Annotated in this window: 14 protein-coding genes and 1 pseudogene; all 15 read left to right on the forward strand. The window is 50.7% G+C overall.

Annotated features, from left to right (window positions below):
- Window positions 1-140: 140 nt before the first annotated feature.
- The 15 genes and pseudogenes from PORAS_RS00635 to PORAS_RS00710 all read left to right on the forward strand — a co-directional run bounded on the left by PORAS_RS00635 (window position 141) and on the right by PORAS_RS00710 (window position 20,124).
- Window positions 141-1,721: a hypothetical protein gene (locus tag PORAS_RS00635; RefSeq protein WP_013759784.1), complete on the forward strand. Its 1,581-nt coding sequence runs from the start codon at window positions 141-143 to the stop codon at window positions 1,719-1,721.
- A 252-nt stretch (window positions 1,722-1,973) separates the two neighbouring features.
- Entirely contained in the window at window positions 1,974-2,453 is a 480-nt protein-coding gene (locus tag PORAS_RS00640; protein ID WP_013759785.1) for a thioredoxin family protein, read from the forward strand.
- A 39-nt stretch (window positions 2,454-2,492) separates the two neighbouring features.
- On the forward strand, window positions 2,493-3,017 hold the full coding sequence (gene tpx / locus PORAS_RS00645; protein WP_013759786.1) for a thiol peroxidase: 525 nt from the start codon (window positions 2,493-2,495) through the stop codon (window positions 3,015-3,017).
- Window positions 3,018-3,156: 139 nt separating this feature from the next.
- Window positions 3,157-5,772, forward strand: a complete 2,616-nt coding sequence (locus tag PORAS_RS00650; RefSeq protein ID WP_044211478.1) for an FISUMP domain-containing protein — start codon at window positions 3,157-3,159, stop codon at window positions 5,770-5,772.
- 319 nt (window positions 5,773-6,091) lie between these two features.
- Window positions 6,092-8,485, forward strand: coding sequence for a T9SS type A sorting domain-containing protein (locus PORAS_RS00655; RefSeq protein ID WP_013759789.1), 2,394 nt, complete (start codon window positions 6,092-6,094; stop codon window positions 8,483-8,485).
- A 696-nt stretch (window positions 8,486-9,181) separates the two neighbouring features.
- Complete coding sequence (locus PORAS_RS00660; RefSeq protein WP_013759790.1) at window positions 9,182-10,171, forward strand: AAA family ATPase; 990 nt, start codon at window positions 9,182-9,184, stop codon at window positions 10,169-10,171.
- 58 nt (window positions 10,172-10,229) lie between these two features.
- A complete protein-coding gene (locus PORAS_RS00665) occupies window positions 10,230-11,102 on the forward strand; it encodes a DUF58 domain-containing protein (protein ID WP_004330484.1) in 873 nt (290 codons plus the stop codon).
- Between the two features lie 738 nt (window positions 11,103-11,840).
- Complete coding sequence (locus tag PORAS_RS00670; RefSeq protein WP_013759791.1) at window positions 11,841-12,302, forward strand: hypothetical protein; 462 nt, start codon at window positions 11,841-11,843, stop codon at window positions 12,300-12,302.
- Window positions 12,303-12,604: 302 nt separating this feature from the next.
- On the forward strand, window positions 12,605-13,036 hold the full coding sequence (locus PORAS_RS08980) for a hypothetical protein (protein WP_139044637.1): 432 nt from the start codon (window positions 12,605-12,607) through the stop codon (window positions 13,034-13,036).
- 466 nt (window positions 13,037-13,502) lie between these two features.
- A pseudogene (locus PORAS_RS09130) lies at window positions 13,503-13,715 on the forward strand (hypothetical protein); the annotation flags it as partial.
- Window positions 13,716-14,741: 1,026 nt separating this feature from the next.
- The gene (locus PORAS_RS00690) at window positions 14,742-15,692 is read left to right on the forward strand and encodes a hypothetical protein (RefSeq protein ID WP_013759794.1); all 951 of its coding nucleotides are present in this window, start codon (window positions 14,742-14,744) and stop codon (window positions 15,690-15,692) included.
- Window positions 15,689-16,669, forward strand: a complete 981-nt coding sequence (locus tag PORAS_RS00695) for a vWA domain-containing protein (RefSeq protein ID WP_013759795.1) — start codon at window positions 15,689-15,691, stop codon at window positions 16,667-16,669. The genes PORAS_RS00690 and PORAS_RS00695 overlap by 4 nt, the downstream gene beginning before the upstream one ends.
- Window positions 16,666-17,694: a VWA domain-containing protein gene (locus PORAS_RS00700; protein ID WP_013759796.1), complete on the forward strand. Its 1,029-nt coding sequence runs from the start codon at window positions 16,666-16,668 to the stop codon at window positions 17,692-17,694. Before PORAS_RS00695 ends, PORAS_RS00700 begins: the two co-directional genes overlap by 4 nt.
- A complete protein-coding gene (locus PORAS_RS00705) occupies window positions 17,684-18,343 on the forward strand; it encodes a tetratricopeptide repeat protein (RefSeq protein WP_044211121.1) in 660 nt (219 codons plus the stop codon). Before PORAS_RS00700 ends, PORAS_RS00705 begins: the two co-directional genes overlap by 11 nt.
- A complete protein-coding gene (locus PORAS_RS00710) occupies window positions 18,343-20,124 on the forward strand; it encodes a BatD family protein (RefSeq protein WP_013759798.1) in 1,782 nt (593 codons plus the stop codon). Before PORAS_RS00705 ends, PORAS_RS00710 begins: the two co-directional genes overlap by 1 nt.
- The last annotated feature ends 4 nt before the right edge of the window (window positions 20,125-20,128 follow it).

Below are 20,128 nucleotides of genomic sequence, written 5' to 3' on the forward strand. Positions count from 1 at the left end.
AGAAGTGGACGGCAAGAGAGCTTAGTAAGAGCAAGTGGCACAGCTCCACGATCGCTTACTTCGTCTCTCACTAGTTGTCCGCAGCTTATCCCCAACTCGCTTGCATTTTTTCCTTCATCACATACTTTAGATTCACTGTTATGACAAACTTACAGCGTCTCTTGGCAACACTGACGGCAATCCTCTGCGTGATCCTTGCCACGAGTAGTTGCCACCCCAATCAAGCTCCCAACCCCGGTTCCGATACGACAGGCGTCGACACAACGGGCGTGACACCGCAGCCAGACCCACAGCCCTTCCAGTCCATCCTCGAGCTAGATGCCAACGGCGAGCTCACCGCCATCCCCTTCCCCTGTGTCGATTGGCTTGGAGGCGAGAAGGCTGTCCAAGCCTTTGAGCAGAGCAAGGGTGCTACCCTCGATGGAACAATAGATAAGAATGGCAAGAAGGTCCTCCGCTACAAGACGGGCGACCCCAAGGGACAGCAGCCCATACGACTCTACATCATCGATCCGGCTAAGGCAATCCTCGAGACCTCTTCCATACAGATTGCAGCGCATCTAGTCGCTGAGGGAGACGACATCAATGATAATATGGAGATCCTCCTCAGCGACGCCGGCTATCAGAAGGTGCCTGAAGCTAAGGGTATCGCTTACTCCAACGGCACCTACCTGCTCGTCTTCTCTAAGATCAATGACAGCTCATGGGCTATCGCCTACAAGTCCGCTGGCGATCCCGCCCAGCTAGCAGGCATCCTACAGATCAAGGACTTCCCCTATCTCAAGAAGGAGACCAAGATGAGCGCTTACACCTTCGAAGAGATCGAAGCTTACGAGAAGCAGCTCGGACTACGCAAGCAGACCAGCAAGACAAAGACCAGTGTCACCTATCAGGCGATCGATCCCAGCAAGGTGAACTTCACCTACGTTCGCTACGACATTGACCCCAACGACGAAGGCAAGTCTGGTCCTATAGTACGCACCGACCGCTTCACAATGGCTATGTACAAGCAGCCTGAGCTACGCTCTTACTTTGAGCTCAACGGCTTCAACTACGAGGGCGCTTTCCAAAACTATGCCGAGAAGTTTGTCAACAAAGACCTAGCCGTACGTCTTCGTCTCTCCGACAAGAGACCTGGAGCCATCATCACATTTGAGGACGCTCCCGACCTATATCACAAAGGGCCGAAGCCCGGTCAGCCCACCTTCCAGGCACTCTACCTACCGCTGCTAGATGTCTTCGGTCAGAAAATTAGCAAGGAGAGCCCCATCATCGATCGTGAGCGAGAGATCCACCCCGACTGCGAGGTAGAGTTTAAGCCAGCCAATCCTGATGCTGGATATAAACACGATGCCATCAAGGTAAGCATGCCTCTCTCCTTCAAGCTCGATCCCGCAGATCGCAACAAGCCTCGTACGATAAGCTACGCCTACGAGTCAAAGAGTGGCTCGACTATAGAGCAGATTTCTTATGACTTCTCTCCCGAGTGGGAAAAAGCTAAGATCGATGGAGATAACGCCATCATCAAGGACTTTATGACGAAAAACGGCTTTGCCTACAAGGGCGATCAGATACTTGAGAACGAGCAAGGGCAGCTCCACCTTTATCAGTATTACAATGCATCTCTAGGTATCTACTTTGAGTATGTACGCTTTATAAAGCCCGCCTTTATGACCCTCCCCATAGGGATCTACACCAAGACTCCGACTGTAAAGCTATAAGACTATACACAGAGCCTTATATACACACAGAGCCAGCTCTCAGACTATAAGCGTCTGAGAGCTGGCTCACTTTCTATCGGGACATAAAGACTACCTATTTGCGCAAAATCGGGTCACGTTGTCCCCATTTCGTGCTTTTATCTCGTCGTTTTGGCCCGATCCGACGCCGTTGCTGACCATTCTCGTAGCGTGAACTTTTGGCAATGTCGGGACTTTTCTCTATCTTAGAGGTCGATTTAATGAGTATAATAGATGAAGCCTATACAATTCATACAGAAGTCTCTCCTGCTCGTGGCTGCGCTACTCACGCTCAGCATCGCCTGCACGGCTCAGAGCAAGGAGCAGCAAGAGACCGCCAAAACCGAGATACTGCACATCAATGCAAACTATATGCGCGAGCATATCTACGACTTTGAGGCGCATCCCGACACCTTTGTATACAAGGGTGACAAGCCCGCCATCATCGACTTTTACGCCGATTGGTGTCGTCCCTGTCGCCAACTAGCTCCCAAGCTACAGAAGGTAGCCGACCAATACGCTGATCAGCTCGTTGTCTACAAGGTCAATGTGGACGAGAACCCACAGCTGGCCGCACTCTTTGGCGTACAGAGCATCCCGATGGTACTCTTCGTACCGCTTGATGACCTACCCTATCAGAGTCTCGGAGACCTCCCTATGGATCATATTGAGGGGCTCCTCGGCAAGATAGGGGTCAAAACCGATAACCAGTAAAACACTCAATACACAGTAACTATAAACCAAACAAACACTATGTCTACAGTAAAATTTCAAGATAAGATCACTGTCACCCTCGCTGGTGAGCAACCTAAGATAGGGACCATGGCTCCCAACTTCGAGCTAGTTCGCAAGGACCTCTCCACAGCCAAGCTCTCTGACTATCGTGGCAAGCGTGTCGTCCTCAACATCTTCCCCAGCGTCGACACAGGGGTCTGCGCAGCATCCGTACGTCGCTTCAACGCTGAGGCTGCTAAGCTCGACAATACCGTCGTCCTCTGCATCTCTCAGGATCTACCCTTCGCACAGGCACGCTTCTGCGGTGCTGAGGGGCTGGACAATGTCGAGACGCTCTCTACCTTCCGCTGCTGTACGGTACCCTCTTCAGAGCCTGCTTTCTGCAAGAACTACGGACTGATGATGCAGGACGGACCTCTCGCTGGGCTACAGGCTCGCTGCGTTATCGTCATCGATGCTGAGGGTAAGGTCATCTACGAGGAGCTAGTTCCTGAGATCACCCAGGAGCCTAACTACGACAAGGCTATCGCTGCACTCAAGTAAGCGCGCCCTCACACAGGCAGACGACGGCGTCACAGCCTTCGATCTCCTCACACACGATAGCGGCACCACACCCCAGACATTACACATTATGGAGCTTGGTGCCGCTCTCTTTCTCTCTAACTACACCACCCCCTATCTTATGAAGAGAACTACCATATTACTACTCCTCCTTACCGCACTCTGGCAGTCGCTGGGGGCGCAGGTTCAAGTGCCTAAGCCTAGTGATGCGGACTTTGCTACGAGCAACGTACTCGCCGTCTACGATGGCGGATTGCGCATAGCTACTATCTGTCGTGAATATATTGTCGACAGCAACCTTAAGGAGGGTGTCGTCGCTGACGTCCTCTACCTGGCTAATGAAGATGGCTCGACCAACTACGCCTTCGGGTACGACCTTAAGGAGGCAACCCACTACAGCTGGGATCTAGAGCAAAACAGCTGTGACCGTCTTTATGTAGATATGGAGTACGAGGGACTCTTTATCTCCCAGACCCTAACCGTTAGCTATGCTAAGCTTGCTAACGCTCGTACCGCTACACTTCAGCCTCTGCTCCTCACCGATCAGCGAGGTGACGAGACCACAAGCTATGGCATCGTCAAGATCGGCGCACAGCTATGGATGCGAGAAAATCTCGCAACTCTGCGCTGGCGTGACGGGTCGAAAATAACGACTGGACTGAGCAAGTCGCAGTGGTGGAGTACAGAAGAGGCTGCCGTCTGTTACTACAATAACGACCTCAACCTACTCGCTTCACACGGGGCTCTTTACAACTTCTTTGCTGTAATTGATTCTCGTGGACTAGCTCCCGAGGGGTGGACTGTACCCAGTGACGATGCGTGGCACTCGATGATACACTACGTAGACCCCAAGGGCTTTGAACCCAACCCAGATCTCCTAGATCGCGAATCCGAGCACGCAGGCTTACTGCTCAAGAGTACTGAGGGGTGGAGGGTCCCCCCCGTACCTGACGAGGGCGCTGTCCTTAAGCAGGGCAATAACTTGACAGGCTTCAACGCACGCCCTATGGGTAGCACATCGCAGTCTAACTATATGGACTACTCTGCTGAGGGGTACCAGGCATACTTCTGGACCTCCTCTATTTATGAGAAGAGTGCACTCTTCAGACGTTTCTTTTGGGATGAAGATATTGCAAACAGATGGTTTGAGAGCAAGAACTACGGCTACTCCGTCCGTTGCGTCCAGCCTGCCACAAAAGTGGAGATCGTCCCCTCCGCTCCGCAAGTGATAACTGGCGTGCAGCTTGAGACCAATCTCGACACCAAGACACCCTTCATGATTCGTGCCGTCAGCAAGAGCGGTGAGATCGTAGTCACAGACGCTTCTGGGGCTAAGCACACCTTTACAGTGGACAAGCGCATCGACCAGCTTATGGGAGGTGTCGGCACACTCGTCTCTCTGCCCGCCTCAGAGCACAATGATAAGCTAACGATCTCTGGAGACCTCATCTATCTCGACCTTTCTGGACAGGAGATCACATCATGCCGCGTCGGAGAGGCTAACCTACTACAAGCTCTCATACTCAATAATAATAAGCTCACCCAGCTAACGCTCCCCACGCTACCAGACCTGCGCCTGCTCTATGTGCACTCTAACCGGCTGAAGAGCGTATTCCTAGGAGCGCAGCCACAGCTTACTGAGCTAGTTCTCATGACCAACCTACTCTCAAAGGTGGACTTGTCGCAGCTCCCCGCACTAAAGCACCTAGGCGTAGCGATGAACCAGATTACAGAGCTAGACCTAACTCACAACGTAGCTCTCCAAGCCCTCGACTGTCAGGTGAACATGCTTAGAGAGCTGCACATCGCACACCTCACGCAGCTCAAAGAGCTACACTGCTCTAAAAACAAGATCACCACGCTCCCCGTAGCAGATCTGACACAGCTCGAGAAGCTATACTGCGCAGACAACAAGCTCAAGACACTGGACATCTCTAAGCTCAACAATCTCACAGAGATAAACTGTAGCAACAATGAGCTCTCCACCCTTGATCTCAAAGGCAAGAAGGCACTCACAGAGCTCTACGCCTTTACCAACCAGTTCTCTCAGCTAGACCTCAGCGAGGCAAAAGCTCTTGAGACGATCAGCATAGGAGACAATCAGTTATCCCAGTTAGCTCTCGTCGATATGGGTCATCTTGAGTCTCTCTCAGCTCCCTTTAACACGCTCTCTCAGCTGACGCTCACCGACTGCCCCAATCTCGGTGCCGTCTCTGTCTTTGCTAATAGGCTAGCGAGCATCTCCCTAGCAAACTGTCCTAAGCTCACAATCCTAGAGATCAACAACAACCGCTTTACCGATCCACTACCTCTAGTGGAGAGCCTGCCGACTCATCCTGACTTACAGGACAATGCCGGCTACATCGTCTTCCTCAACAGTAACGAGTATGGCGACTTCCCCGAGGGCAATGTCAAGAGTGACGCCTTCATCACCGCTGCCAACAAGAAGGGGTGGGTCGTGCTCAATGGAGAGACACCGCTCACGACACACATCTCCGAGGTCACCCCTGCAGCTATGGGGCAGATCATCTCGACAGACCACGAGGGGTGCTACGAGATCGTCGGAGCAAACCCCGCCCTGTGGCAAGTCTACACAGCCGAGGGCCTGCTCGTAGCGACCAGCCGTCAGGCACACGCTGACAACGTCATCGACCTCACTCAGCAGCCTCACGGAGTCTACCTCGTACGGCTTATCGCCCACGACGGCTCGCAGCAGAGCTACCGCATCGTTCGATAGACCGATATTGTGGCCCCATAGGCACAGTTCACTAAGTAAAGTTATAGCTGTCTGACACAGCAACAGACAGCTCCACAACGGAGGGCTCCATCGCTAAGTAATCGCGGTAGAGCCCTCTGTCATTATACCGGTTATCGCTTTCTTAAACGCAACACCCCCCCCTCTGAAGGGTCAGCCAGCTTTAGGAAGAGTCGACTTCAAGAGAGTGCTAGCAAAGAGTTCCAAAGCGATATTCTTGAGCAAGTCTTTTTTACGCAGCCCATTCTTCATTTTTTTGTTTCTTTGCATTTGAACACTAACCAAACAACTAAACTATTGTATGAAAAGATTACTACTATCGCTGATTATCGTCAGCCTCTCACTCACTTATGCTAAGGGAGGTGAGACCTCTCCACCATTTGTAACTGTAGTCTCTGAGGACTTCAGCCTATGGACTAAAGGTAGCGAGACAGTCCCCCACAACGAGATGGAGGGAGGTAAGGAGCGGCAGTTTATGATTGATAAGACTATCACTCATCAACCTGGATGGATGGGCAACTATATCTATCAAGCAGGAGGCTGTGCTTACCTCAAGCTCAACGATGACGGTCGTGCGGGACACATTCAGACTCCTGAGATGGCGCTCTATGGTGAAGTCAAGATCACCTTTCGCGCCAAGATTTTAGCTGGAAAGCAAGAAAAGGGGCAGCTCTGGATAGCTCTTTGCGATAATAACTCAGGACCTGTAGACAATAAGGATGTCGACTTAACTACAGAGTGGCAGACCTTTGAGATGGTATCTACACAAGCGACCTTTAATGAGCAAAACATTTTTCAGCTTCAGCCTCTAGACTGTGACGCACTCATTGACGACATTGTCGTAGAGAGACGCAAGACGGTGCTAATTCCTCCTCGAGCTTTAAACCCTATAAACACTTCGTCCACTTCGTTCCAAGCCGTATGGACTCCATCTCCCGATGCGACTTCTTACCTCTGCAGTATTTACTACCTAGATATGCCAAAAGAGGTGACACCTCCTACGACAGTGGTAGAGGGCTTTGACCAAATCCGTCTAAGCGGCAAAGGGAAGATCGACACCACAAGTCCTAACTACCCCAAAGGGTGGGAGATAGATCTATCAACCAATGGAAGTGTGGACATAACTCAAGAGGAGGGCTTCTACCACTCAGCGCCACAAGCTCTGGTCTTCGATGCTCCTGGCGACTATGTCGTTACACCTAAGACGTCTGCTCCTATTACAGCTCTATCTTTTTGGGTTAGACCTTCAAAAGTCGAAACGGAAAAAGATTGGAACTACACGCTACTAGAAGTATCTGTCTACTCTGATGGTAAGTGGCAAGCTATTGCCAATCTTCCCAATACCTGGATGAAACCGGAGGGAGACTTCTACACTTTTGACCCAGAGATGCTTAAGACCTATGACATCGAGCAGGTACGCTTGGAACTAATACAGAAAAACGAAGTTACGTTCTACGTTGATGATATCACCTATACGTATGAGAGTAAGCCTGTTCCCTACTACATAATACAGGATAAAGAGGTCCAAGACACCCTATACAATGTTGCTTCGTACGATCCCTCTAAGGAGCATTTCTACTACGTTCAGGCAAAGGACGGGGAGACTCTCTCTGAGGCGACTTATCCTACATGGGTAGATGGACTCATCGGTGTAACCCCTCAGGTAGAAGAGGCTACAGACGTAACCGAGACAAGCTTCAAGGCACACTGGGAGAAACTATACAATGCAGCCTACTATCAGTTCAACAGCTATCGTCTACTCAAGCACCTAGAGGAGAAACCTCAGCAGACGGTTCTGTATGAGACTTTTGATCAGATCACTATGGGTAGCATAGACAAGCCTATCACACCAGAGGAAACTGTCGTACAGCTAGCCAAGGAGCAACTCACCCAGAGTGACTGGGTGCTACAGTTACCCGCTTATGTCAAAGGGATGGCTGGAGTCAAAGAGACCCAACCATATAGCTCTACAGCAGGCTTGGTCGTTTCTCCTGTTATCTCATTAGATGCTGACGGAGGTGCTTTTGAGGTGGATGTACAGGCAATAAGCACTGTCCCTCAGGACACCCTCTTTGTGATGATCATGAAGGACTATACAGACCGTAAGGTGGATGAATATATGCGTATCCCATTTCCTGAAAATGGAGGAGCAGTCTCTTCTTCGGTTAAGTTCGCAGCTCCAAAAGACCTTAACGCTAGAAAGGACATTCGCATTGGATTCATGAGCGCTAGAGGCAAGCCATTTTATATTGACGAAGTATCTATCCTACAGAACGTCCGCAAGGGTGAGACTCTGTATGCTCCCTACAAGACAAGTTTTCCTGAAGAAAACGCACTCTCAGTAGAGCACGGAATGAAGGGTGAGGACTTTGCATATAGTGTACAGGCTTTTCGCACACGCTTCTACTTCAACTATATTTCTGAAGTATCAGACCTTATGATTGTAAAGAACCCATACAGGACAGCCCTCGAAGAGCCTATACAAGACACACCACGCTCTCTAAAAATTTACCAAAGAGAGGGTGGTATGCTTCTCACAGCCTCAGCTTCAGAGACAGTCTCACTATACAATCTCTCGGGGCACTTACTACTTCAGCTAGAGCTCTCTGAGGGTGAGTCTACTTTTATCCCACTACCCGCAGGATACTATATACTACACACCTCTCACGAGAACTATAAAGTGCAAGTTAAGTAGACACGGGTATATCAAATTCGTCGGATCAAAAGCTTGCTCCTGATTAGAAGCTACTTTCACCCGACAGAAAGCAATGTAACGGAGGGCTCCATCGCTAAGTAATCGCGGTAGAGCCCTCCACTTTTTTGTGCCAAACTGTAGGGATAAGCGCAATCTCTACCGAGGAAATCGAAAATCTCCACGTGGGCAATTTATATTCTCCACGTGGGCGTGAAATGAAACTTCGGAGGAATCAAATGAAACTTCGGAGGAATTCTTTCTCGCCTACGTGGAAAATAAAAAATATCCACGTGGAGATTTGAGATTTTCCACGTGGCTATCGCACAAAACGTGTAACAACGTGTAGGAATGCTCGGCTCGTGACGACTCCTGTAGGGACGCACGGCTCGTGCGTCCGTTGTAGAACATTGTGACGAGTATCGATACCATAACCTTTGATACAACGGACGCACGAGCCGTGCGTCCCTACAAAGGGTTACACGTATCATCGTTACACGTCACGGGTTGCACGTATCATCGTTACACGTCACGGGTTGCACGTATCATCGTTACACGTCACGGGTTGCACGTATCATCGTTACACGTCAAGAGCGTCCCCACATATCACTACACGAGATATTTGCGGGAGGTTGGGACGCTGGGTGGGCGTTCATTCGGAGATTATCGTTACTTTTGTAGCATTAATCAGTAGAAACTATGACGCAGGTATCAGATCTAGAGAATCGTCAAGCATATATCACCCAGCAGAGTGGCTTCATACGCCAGCTGCAGGAGGGCATGCACACCACGATCATCGGGCAGGAGCATCTTGTGGAGTCGCTCTTGATCGGTTTGCTAGCCGATGGACATATCCTCCTCGAGGGTGTGCCAGGGCTTGCTAAGACGCTCGCTATCACGACGCTCGCTAAGCTTATCGATGCAGACTACAGCCGCATACAGTTTACCCCCGACCTACTTCCAGCCGACCTCGTCGGTACGCTGATCTATAGTCAGCGCAGTGAGTCCTTTTCAGTCAAGAAGGGTCCTATCTTCGCTCACTTTGTTCTCGCTGATGAGATCAACCGCGCTCCAGCCAAGGTGCAGAGCGCACTCCTCGAGGCGATGCAAGAGCGACAGGTGACACTTGGCGAAGAGACTTATCCGCTCCCCTCGCCTTTCCTTGTGATGGCAACGCAAAACCCTATCGAGCAGGAGGGTACCTATCGACTGCCTGAGGCGCAGGTAGACCGTTTCCTGCTCAAGGTGGTGCTGGACTACCCCTCGCACGAGGAGGAGATGAAGATCATTGAGATGAATCTGGCTAGTCAGCTACCCACGGTAAAGCCTGTGGCGACAGCCCAGCAGATCTTAGCAGCTCGCAAAGCGGTGCAGCAGGTTTATCTCGATGAGAAGATCCTCCGCTACATCGTGGATCTGGTGATGGCGACACGACAGACGGAGGGCATCCCCGCCCTACAAGGGATGATAGCTTATGGCGCTTCGCCACGTGCGTCGATCTCGCTGGCAGCAGCTGCACGAGCCTACGCCTTCATCGCTCAGAGAGCCTATGTGATCCCAGAGGATGTGCGTGCCGTGTGCCACGACGTGCTACGTCATCGTCTCGGCATGAGCTACGAGGCTGATGCCGTTGGTATGAGTGCCGACAAGGCAATCGACGAGATCATCAACGTGGTGCCGGTACCCTAGCACCACTAGACTCTAACCTCTAAAGTCTAATCTCTAACTTCTAATTTCTAACCTCTAAATGCAGGATCTCTTACGTAAGGTCAGACGCATCGAAATCAAAGCTCGGGGTCTCAGCCAAAACATTTTGGCTGGGCAGTACCGCTCAGCCTTTAAGGGGCGAGGAATGGCTTTTAGCGAGGTGCGGGAGTACTACGTAGGAGATGACGTGCGTGACATTGACTGGAACGTGACGGCACGCTATGCGCAGCCGCATGTCAAGGTCTTTGAGGAGGAGCGCGAGCTAACTATCATGCTCCTCGTCGATGTCTCTCACAGTCTAGACTTCGGCTCTACGAGTGAGACGAAGCGGGATCTGGTAGCGACGATCGCTGCGACGATTGCTTTCGCCTGCATTCACAACAACGACCGTGTCGGGCTCATGCTTTACACCGACCGTGTGGAGCGCTACATCCCTGCAGGTCAGGGTCGTAAGCATGTGCTACAGCTCATTCGTGAGATCCTGACTTACCGCCCTGAGCGTCACTCTACACAGATCTCCTCTAGCTTAGAGATGCTTTCACGAGTAGTCAAGAAGCGCTGCTCAGCCTTTATCGTGAGTGACTTCATCACCGACCAACCGACCGATGCGGAGCGCGCCCTGATCCAGCGCACGGCTCGTCGACACGACCTGCTGGCGATACGAGTCGTGGACAGACGTGACTACGACCTCTCGGCTATGGGCCTGACCCTCGTGCATGACTTGGAGACGGGCGCGAGTCGCTACGTAGACACCTCGTCGGAGCGACTTCGTGAGCAGTATGCGGTCAACTATACGACCTTTGCCGCCGAGTGGGAGCGTCTGATGCGTGAGTCGGGCATCGACCACGCCATCGCCGAGACTGGCGAAGACATCATCCCCGTCCTCTCGCAGCTCTTCCGCAAGCGCATCTAACTAAACGAGAGTGGCCAAAGACTCCCTTCACTCTTGTTCATGATACAGACATCTATCATCTGCAAGGGGGCACATCTCGCACGTATCACACGATAGGCGTTAGCTATCAGCAAGATACAATCACTAGATCTAAACAAACATCTAGCACACTGCCCGAACAAAGATCTCTCATCTCAGTGAAGCTTTCAGCGCTTATTTACCTCCCCGGCTGACGCATTATAATATAATGTGTCACCCCTGCCCTCTAATCTCTAACCCCTAATCTCTAATTACATATCTTTACAGGGAAATTCGTCTGATTCCCTCCTTTCTCGAATATCCACGTGGGGAATCTAAAATCTCCACGTGGATGTTTTTTATTTTCCACGTGGGCGTCAAACAATTCCTCCGAAGTTTCATTTGATTCCTCCGAAGAATTTTTTCTTCCCTACGTGGAAAATAAAAATTCTCCACCTGGATATTTCGAAATATCCACGTGGAAATCAGTTTTCCCCGACATGACGCCGTTTTGATATGTAGTTGGTTCTAAATTATTGTAACACGCCAACGTTGTATTTCCCCAGCTAGGAATGACGCATCATAATCACTCTGTCAGGAGCTACACAATGGTGACCAGAGAGGAATAGGTGAACTCATTATATATAATGCGTCAGCCCTGGTACTTCACCAACCATTCTGACCTTTACGCCGTTTTTTCCTACATTTGTAACTGTGTTGCACTTGACACTGGGATGTGCGATGAAGAAACAATTATTGAAGATGTTGCTAATAATAGGAGCTGGAATTGCATCCTATTTTATAATAATACACCCACTGAACTGGGGTATATCTGAAGAACTTGGGAGTGGGTTTATAATCACATCAGACAAAAGTTTATTATATAGAGATGGTAATACGGAGTATTTTGTACTTCCATTTGGAGTGACGAAATATAAATACAATACAAAATGGATTGTGGCATACACCGAAGGATATTCCATAACACGCAATTTACAGGAGAAGAAAAATAGTTCAAGTCTAACCAATTATTGGATTATCGACAAAGAAATGCCAATACATCTCAATAAGCAGGACTCTGTTGTTTTATACATAAATGGCATTGCCTATCCTATTATTACTAATGGGTTAATAGGACCAATGGATTCTTTGTCTTTTATTGATTCTGTTAGAAAATTCGACATTCCCCTAAGAATAAACTGAACTATCACTGTCCGATGATTTTCGTCTCGCTCAAAAACTGGTCCATCCGAGATTCTGTGTGATGACCTGATTGCGGGCAAAGAAAGAAGCTGGCTCTATCTTCATCCTGGAAATGTAAGCTGGGGCTGTGTTACGGTTTGTAGAAACAACTCGCTATCCCCTGAGGAAAGGGAACAGGAATGGCATATAATTCATAATATGATAAGTCATACAAAAACGGAGAAAGTCCCCGACAATCGTGGATTACATAAGTATTTCCCTGGTAAGCAGATTAAGTTTGGCGTTCTAAAAGTTCGAGATAGATGAAAAATAAATATCTCCTCTGCTTTCTATTTCTATGGCATTGCTATTCTTGTACATTAGAGCCAAGAATAGCAATACCTCAAGAATTAAAACAAGAGCTTGTAAGAACAGGGCATTATAATTCGTATGTAAGATTATTGAATCAGTCTTTGGATTCAAATAACGCAGAGGACTTATCTCATTTCTTAAGCATAGATTATTTTTCCACTTGTTCAACAGGTTCAGAACATGGACAAATTTTACTAGAAATATTACGGGAAAAAGGTGACGTGTTTGTTTTCAAAGCCCTTACACTTCTAAGTCAATCAAAAAAAACAAGTGTCAAAGGGTATCTCTTAATAGGAATAGATAGTCAAGGAAAATGCGATATCAGCTATTTTATAGAAAAGTACCCTAGGTCTTTTGGATATCTAAAGATAAAGCCATGGTAAATGATTTGCATTCTTACAACCTCGGTGGACTGGTGGATCATGTGCGTGGTTACAAGTCCTACAGCTACGACTATGTGAACAAGATTGGCTACGACATGGTCATATCTTGATAGGTTCTTTTAGAATAAGTCAAGATATGACCGTATTAAAAGACAAATAGCATGACATATAAGAATTTTCCTATACTAACTAAAGTTGTTATAACCTTGATTCTAACATATTCTGTATTTATGATACTGCTCATGTCGATTTTTGACTTGCTCTCTATGTCGACATCAGTGAGTTTTACAACATTCTTGATCGAAAAGATGATTCCTAATATTTCAGCTGTAATTGCACTTATTTTTCTTGTTAGGTATCTTTGGATTACAGATAAGAACTCCAATACTTCTAAAAAAGATCCCATTGAAAGAAACAATCGCTAATGATGTTCGACGGACATAAAGACAGTACAGTCGGAGAGCGCAAGCTAATATGGGACGAGGAGAACCGCTTGCTGGCAGTCGATGAGAATGGTTTTGTGAGCAACTATTGGTATGATGCCGATGGTGAGCGCACGGTGAAGACTAGTGGTGAGAACGAAGCGATCTATGTAAACTCCGAGTTCTCGGGTGGCAACACTGGTACGGCACGCTTCTCGCTCTATGTCAGCCCATACTTGGTAGCCGGACAGGGTGGTAGTCTTAAGGATGCAGCAGATCTATCCGACACAGGAGATGTAGTTGATAAGATGAATGTTCGTGGAAAAGAACTGAACGATAACAACAATAATCGCCTTGGACAAAGACTAAGCCATAAAAGTATTATTCCAACTAAAGATGGATGCGTCAGTTTTATTCCTTGTTGACTCAAGTTCTCTTGAGAATATTGAAAGATGCAGTAATCCACCTGACGATTCAAAAACAGATAAGAATTGAAACTCCGAAATGATGAAAAGACTCCTGCTATATACTGTCGTGCTGTTTTCTTTTTCTAGTTATGTAAAAGGCCAAGCGAATGACAGTATAGCTCTGTATAACAATGTCCTTGATTACATTTCAAGAGATCTAAATGTGGATAGAGAAAGCATTGCCGTTTCAAGCGTTATTTACGATCTAGACTCCTTTTTCTATATCCCTGTGGCTGAAAACCAGGAACAAAAGGAAATGCTGATAAAAAGGCAAAACTTCTCCCGAGGTGATTTTCATTCAGATATCCTTGATAGTAACTTCAGAAAGTTGTCAAGCAATAGTAAGTACTGCCTTTTCTTCTCTTACCTTATGGATGGAGTACTTCTAGCAGAGATATACGAGCTTCAAAGAAGATTTACATGTCAAATTGACTACTCTTTTATTGTGGCGACGAGCCTGCGTAGGTATGCCTATATGTTGATCATTAGCAAGGAATACGAAATAGTCAAATCGCACAAGATAGAATTAAATTGAGTCGAACTTAGTTCGCACTTAAACAAGCCACAATTGTCCATTTTTCAATAGTGTCCTAAACGTTTTTGGAGGACGATGGGTGTAAGATAGCTGTCAAAGAGGAGACTATTGACTTTTGCAATAGTCTCAAGAGAGGAATAGAGAGGTGGTTGAGCTTATCGTATCTAATACGTCAGCTCTGTATTTACCTCCTATTCGTGAATTATCGGTACTTTTGTGGCGTTGTATGGTCTAGAGGCACATAGTCAGCGGTTGCCAATCTAGATGCTTAAGGCTAATCTATGCGATATCGTCTACTATTATATATACTACTGATTTGTGGCGGCGGAGGTCTATGGAGCTTCGCAGCGGCACAGGATATCGTGATCACGACTGAGCTGACGCCCTCGACGATTCAGATCGGAGAGTATGCACAGATCAAGATGACTATCCGCACGAATGACCTCGACAATACGCTCCTCGTGATACCCCAAGAGCGGCAGATGGGGCAGGCGGAGATGATTGCCTTTGAGGTGACCGACACGATACCGCTCCAGGGGACAGAGGTGCAGCTGAATGCTCTGATGACCATCACTTCGTTTGCCGAGGGTATGGCGGAGCTACCTGCTTTTGGCGTGACGGTGGGCGGGGAGAGCTACTTCTCCAAGCCGCTCTACCTCAAGGTGACGATGCCCGAGGTAGACACGACGCAACCGCTCAAGTACAACCCGATCAAAGCACCTGTTTCGGTCTCGCTACGCTGGTGGGAGTATCTCCTCCTCGTCCTCATGAACCCCATAACGTGGGTGGTGCTGGGCATCATCATAGTGGTACTCCTCATCTTGTGGTACCGACACTACAAGCGCACACGACCCGAACCCGAGGTGGTCGTGGTGCCACTGACCGCTTTAGAGACTTTCGACCAAAGGCTTGCAGCACTACGTGCACTACCCTTTGACCAGCAAGAGGAGCAGATAGCTTACTACGATGGCTTGATCACCGCCTTGCGAAGCTATCTGACCGAAGGCTTAGGCTTGGAGATAGATGAATTGACCGCTCGCGAACTAGCCCAGCTACTCCAAAAGGCCCCCTACGAAGTGCCTCAGAGTGCGCTAGCGCAATGGGTGATCCACTCAGAGTGGGTACGCTTTGCCGACACCTGGGCGGAGCGTGCGTGGCAAGCCGAAGACGCAACGACCATCTACGAGGTAGTGCATCAACTAGCTAGCAGAAAGGAGGGTAAGTCTCTATGATATGGGTTCACCCTGAGTGGCTCTGGGCGCTCCTACTCCTACCGCTGCTGGTGCTGCTCTACATGCGCTACAACAAGCGTCACCAAGCAAAGCTTTCGCTCTCAGCATACCGTCTTTTGCCTAAGGGGAGCGGGTGGCGGAGCTATCTGCGGGCTTTACCTTTTGCCCTAGAACTACTGGCACTGGCGGCGATGATCTTAGCACTGGCTCGCCCGCAAGACTCCAACCACTGGGAGGAGCGATCGATACAAGGCATCGACCTCGTCCTCGCTATGGACCTCAGTGGCAGTATGCAGGCACTAGACTTAAAGCCGAACCGCTTTGAGGCAGCGCGTGATGTGGCGAGCGAGATGATCGCTGCACGCCCGAATGATAATATAGGTCTGGTGGTTTTCGCGGGGGAGAGCTTTACGCTCTGTCCGCTGACGGTAGACCACAACGTGATCCAGCAGATGCTCGAGACCACCGAGATAGGACAACTGGAGGACGGCACCGCCATAGGACTAGGGCTAGCGACGGCGATCAATACGCTCCGCGGTAGCGACAACAAGAGCAAAGTGATCATCCTCCTGACCGATGGGTCAAACAATGCGGGCGACATAACCCCCTCGATGGCCGCTGAGCTGGCACAGCAGTACGGCATACGTATCTACACGGTGGCAGCGGGAACCAATGGGGTCGCAAAGTTCCCCGTGCAGACAGCCTTCGGCACCGAGTATGTGGAGGCCGATGTGCAGATTGACGAAGGCACGCTACGACACATTGCCGAGCAGACAGGCGGCAAGTACTACCGTGCGACCGACGAGACGAAGCTGCACGAGATCTACAAGGAGATAGACTCACTCGAGAAGTCTCGTCTCACCTCTCGCTCGGTGAGTGCCTACGAAGAGCGCTATATGCTCTTTGCCCTGCTCGCTATCGTGCTCCTTGGCGCTGCTTTCTTATTACGAACCACCTTACTGCGAGCTAACCCATGATACAGTTTGCCTATCCCCTCCTGCTGTGGCTCCTGCTACTCGTACCGCTCCTGCTACTCGTTATGATTGTCGGTCAGAGACGGCGACGCAAGCAGCAGCGACGCTTTGCCACGCCTCAGATGCTACGGCAGATCATGCCCGACCGCTCTGCCAAGCGGGACTGGTGGCGCGCCTCGCTCAAGCTTATCGCCATCGCTCTGCTCTTCGTGGCACTCGCACGTCCACAACTCTACACCCATGCGCCCGTCTCGTCACAGCAGACGATCGGTGTCGACCTAGCCTTCTGCATCGATGTCTCCAACTCGATGGCGGCACGTGACGTCAAGCCCGACCGCATCGGCTTTGCCAAGCAGATTGTGACCCATACGATGCAGGAGTTGGCGGGCTCACGGGTAGCTATGGTCGTCTTCGCTGGAGGCGCTTACATACGTCTGCCACTGACGCCCGACTTGCCGACGGCTCGCACCTTCCTCGCAGACATACAGCCTGGTATGGTCTCCAACCAAGGCACCAATCTAGGACAAGCACTCGAGCGCTCCGCACAGGCCCTCTCAGCACCCTCACGAGCCGGCAAAGCGGTCATCATCCTGACCGATGGCGAGGATCACGAGGGCGGACTCGAAGAGGGCATCGAGCGACTCAAGAAGCAGGAGATCAAGGCTTACGTCGTAACCATCGGACTCCCCGATGGTGCCAACATACCCTTTGGTGAAACGCTCCTCACAGACTCACTCGGTGTGCCTGTACTCTCGAAGCCTAACCCCGAGATCACGGCAGAAATAGCCAACGCTACGGGCGGTCAGAGCTTCGTCGGTAGCAGTCCCCGCGCCATTAGCAACCAGCTGGTTAACCAGCTCCGCACTTTACCCCAAGCCAACCTGAGTGGCGAGGGTGAGCAGATCGAGGAGCTCTATGCGCTCCCCACGCTAGCTGCGCTCCTCTTGCTCCTGCTCGCCAATGGGATCATGCGCCGCAAGAGTCGCTTGTTCAGTCGTATTCAAATCTTTGGTCATCATGATGCGTAAGCTTCTATATATTGTCTTACTCTTGCTCTCTAGCCTGACGCTCATCGGGCAGACCGTACGTCTAGACGCACGGCGGGGTAATAAGAGCTACAATCGGAGCAACTACTCGTCAGCACGTGCCGCTTATCTCTCGTCCGTGGCTCGTGACTCGACCTACGCCCCCGCCCGACTCGGTCTGGGCGACGCTCTCTACATGTCAGGCGACACGGTCGCTGCCGTGCAGATGTGGCAGCGTATAGCGAGCGACAGCAAGGCTGATCCACGCTTGCAGGCCTTAGCATGGCACAACCTGGGCAACCGCTGTATGGACACGCAGCAGTATGACAAAGCGATCGAAGCTTACAAAGAGTCGCTCCGCAGAAACCCTACCGACGATGAGACACGCTACAACTTAGCCTTGGCGATCAAGCTCAACAAGCAGCCCCCACAGCAAGGTGGCGGAGGCGGTGGTGGAGGCTCACAGTCCGATCCGTCGCAGACACCTCCCGACCAGCAGCCCGACCAGCAGCCGCAAGGCAAGGAGCCGGACCTCGACAAGTCACAGGCTGACCGCATCCTCGACGCACTCCGCCAGCAAGAGCAACACACACGCCAGCGCATCAACCAGCGCCAGCCACAGCAAAAGAATCAGAACAAGAAGAACTGGTAATGCTACGCCTACGCACTTCGATACAACGCACTCTCCTGACAGTCATCTGGCTCTGTACCGTCGCCTTTGCAGGCTTGGCACAGCTCACGGTGATCGTCCCCCCGCAGGTTGCCGAGGGAGAGACCTTCCAGTTAGTTTATCGTGCTGCGGGAGCGCACGAGCTAGGGGCTTTCACCGCTCCTCAGATTGCCTCTGGGCTGAAAGTGCTCTACGGTCCTCAACTCAACGTACTGCACAAGATGAGCGGAGGTGTCTCAAAAGAGTACACCACCATCACCTATACGCTACAAGCGACCAAGGCGGGTAGCTACTCCATCAGTGCTGCTCAGCTACGGGTCGGGCAGAAGAGCCTCAAGGCTCTATCCAAGCGCATACAAGTCGCCAAGGCGCAAGGGCTGACGCAGCAGGCTATCGCCTCTGGCGAGTCACTACGAATCGCAGACCGAGATATGTATATGCGTGCCGTCGTCTCCTCGCAGTCGGTCTACACACAGCAGCCCGTCCTCGTATCGCTCTACCTCTACTCCCGCTATGGCAACCTCGCAGGCGTAGACCGCAAGCCGCCCGAGGTGACAGACTTCGTCACCAAGGAGATCCCGCTACAGCACACCAGCCTCACCACAGAGCGCGTCGGTGGCAGGCTCATGTACAAGGCGCTCATCTGGCAGATCCTTGCCTACCCACAGCGTAGTGGCGAGCTAGTCATCCCCTCCTTTGAGTATGACTTCCAGGTATCTGTAAATCGAAAGGTGGATAACGAGGAGGATCTTTTTGCCAATAAAGCTGTCGCAACGGCTCATAAGAAGTTGCACTCGCAACCCTTGAAGTTGACCGTACGACCACTCCCTGAGGGAGCTCCCGAAGGATTCGATCAGTTGGTCGGCTCTTTTCAGATCCAAGGCACGCTCTCCGCGCCCGACCCGACCTACGAGACGGGTCGCGCTATGACCTACCAACTAGATATCAGAGGTCGAGGCAATGTCTCCCTACTCTTAGCTCCAGAGCTAGGCTTGTCCGACAAATTTGAAGTGTACGAGCCGCAACTCATCCGTGACGACCAAAAGGTGCAAAATGGCAATACGGAGGTGCATCGCATCTACGAATATACCATCATACCGCACGCCACGGGACAGCAGACGGTGCCAGCCGTCAGCCTCCCTTACTTCGACCCCGCTACGAATAGCTACCGTACCGCCACCACAGCACCTATCCGTATAAAGGTAGCGCAAGGCTCTAACGATGTGCCACAAGTGGGCAAAGCTGGAGAGGCAAGCAGCTCACAGCGATATACGCCCTACCCTTACGATGCGCCCGCTCCGACCATCGTATGGCACCCCTGGAGTCGTGCCGGATGGGCTTACTGGCTCCTCTACGTGCTCCTGCTCATCGGTGGCGGAGTCGCTTATTGGCTCATACGTAGCGATCAGCGTCTCCGTGCCGACCATGTCGCTTATCATAAGAAGCGCTCCACGCCTATGGCGGAGCAGCAGATCCAGGCGATACGTCAGCTGATCAAGGCGGGGCAGCAGTCGGAGGCTACGGCCCGACTATACGCTGCCATAACGCACTATCTGCAAGATCACTACGCACTCGCCACCTCCAGCCTCACACGGCAGCAGCTAGCGAGTGCACTCAAGCAGCAAGGCGTAGCGGACGCAGAGGTCAACGCGTGGCTCTCCCTCCTCTCAGAGATCGAGCTAGCACGCTATGCGCCACAGCAAGAGGGCGACAGTCTGCCCCGCTGGGTAGACCAGCTAGAGCGACTCATCTCGCAGTCGTGATAAC

Source organism: Porphyromonas asaccharolytica DSM 20707 (genome assembly GCF_000212375.1).
Lineage (GTDB): Bacteria > Bacteroidota > Bacteroidia > Bacteroidales > Porphyromonadaceae > Porphyromonas > Porphyromonas asaccharolytica.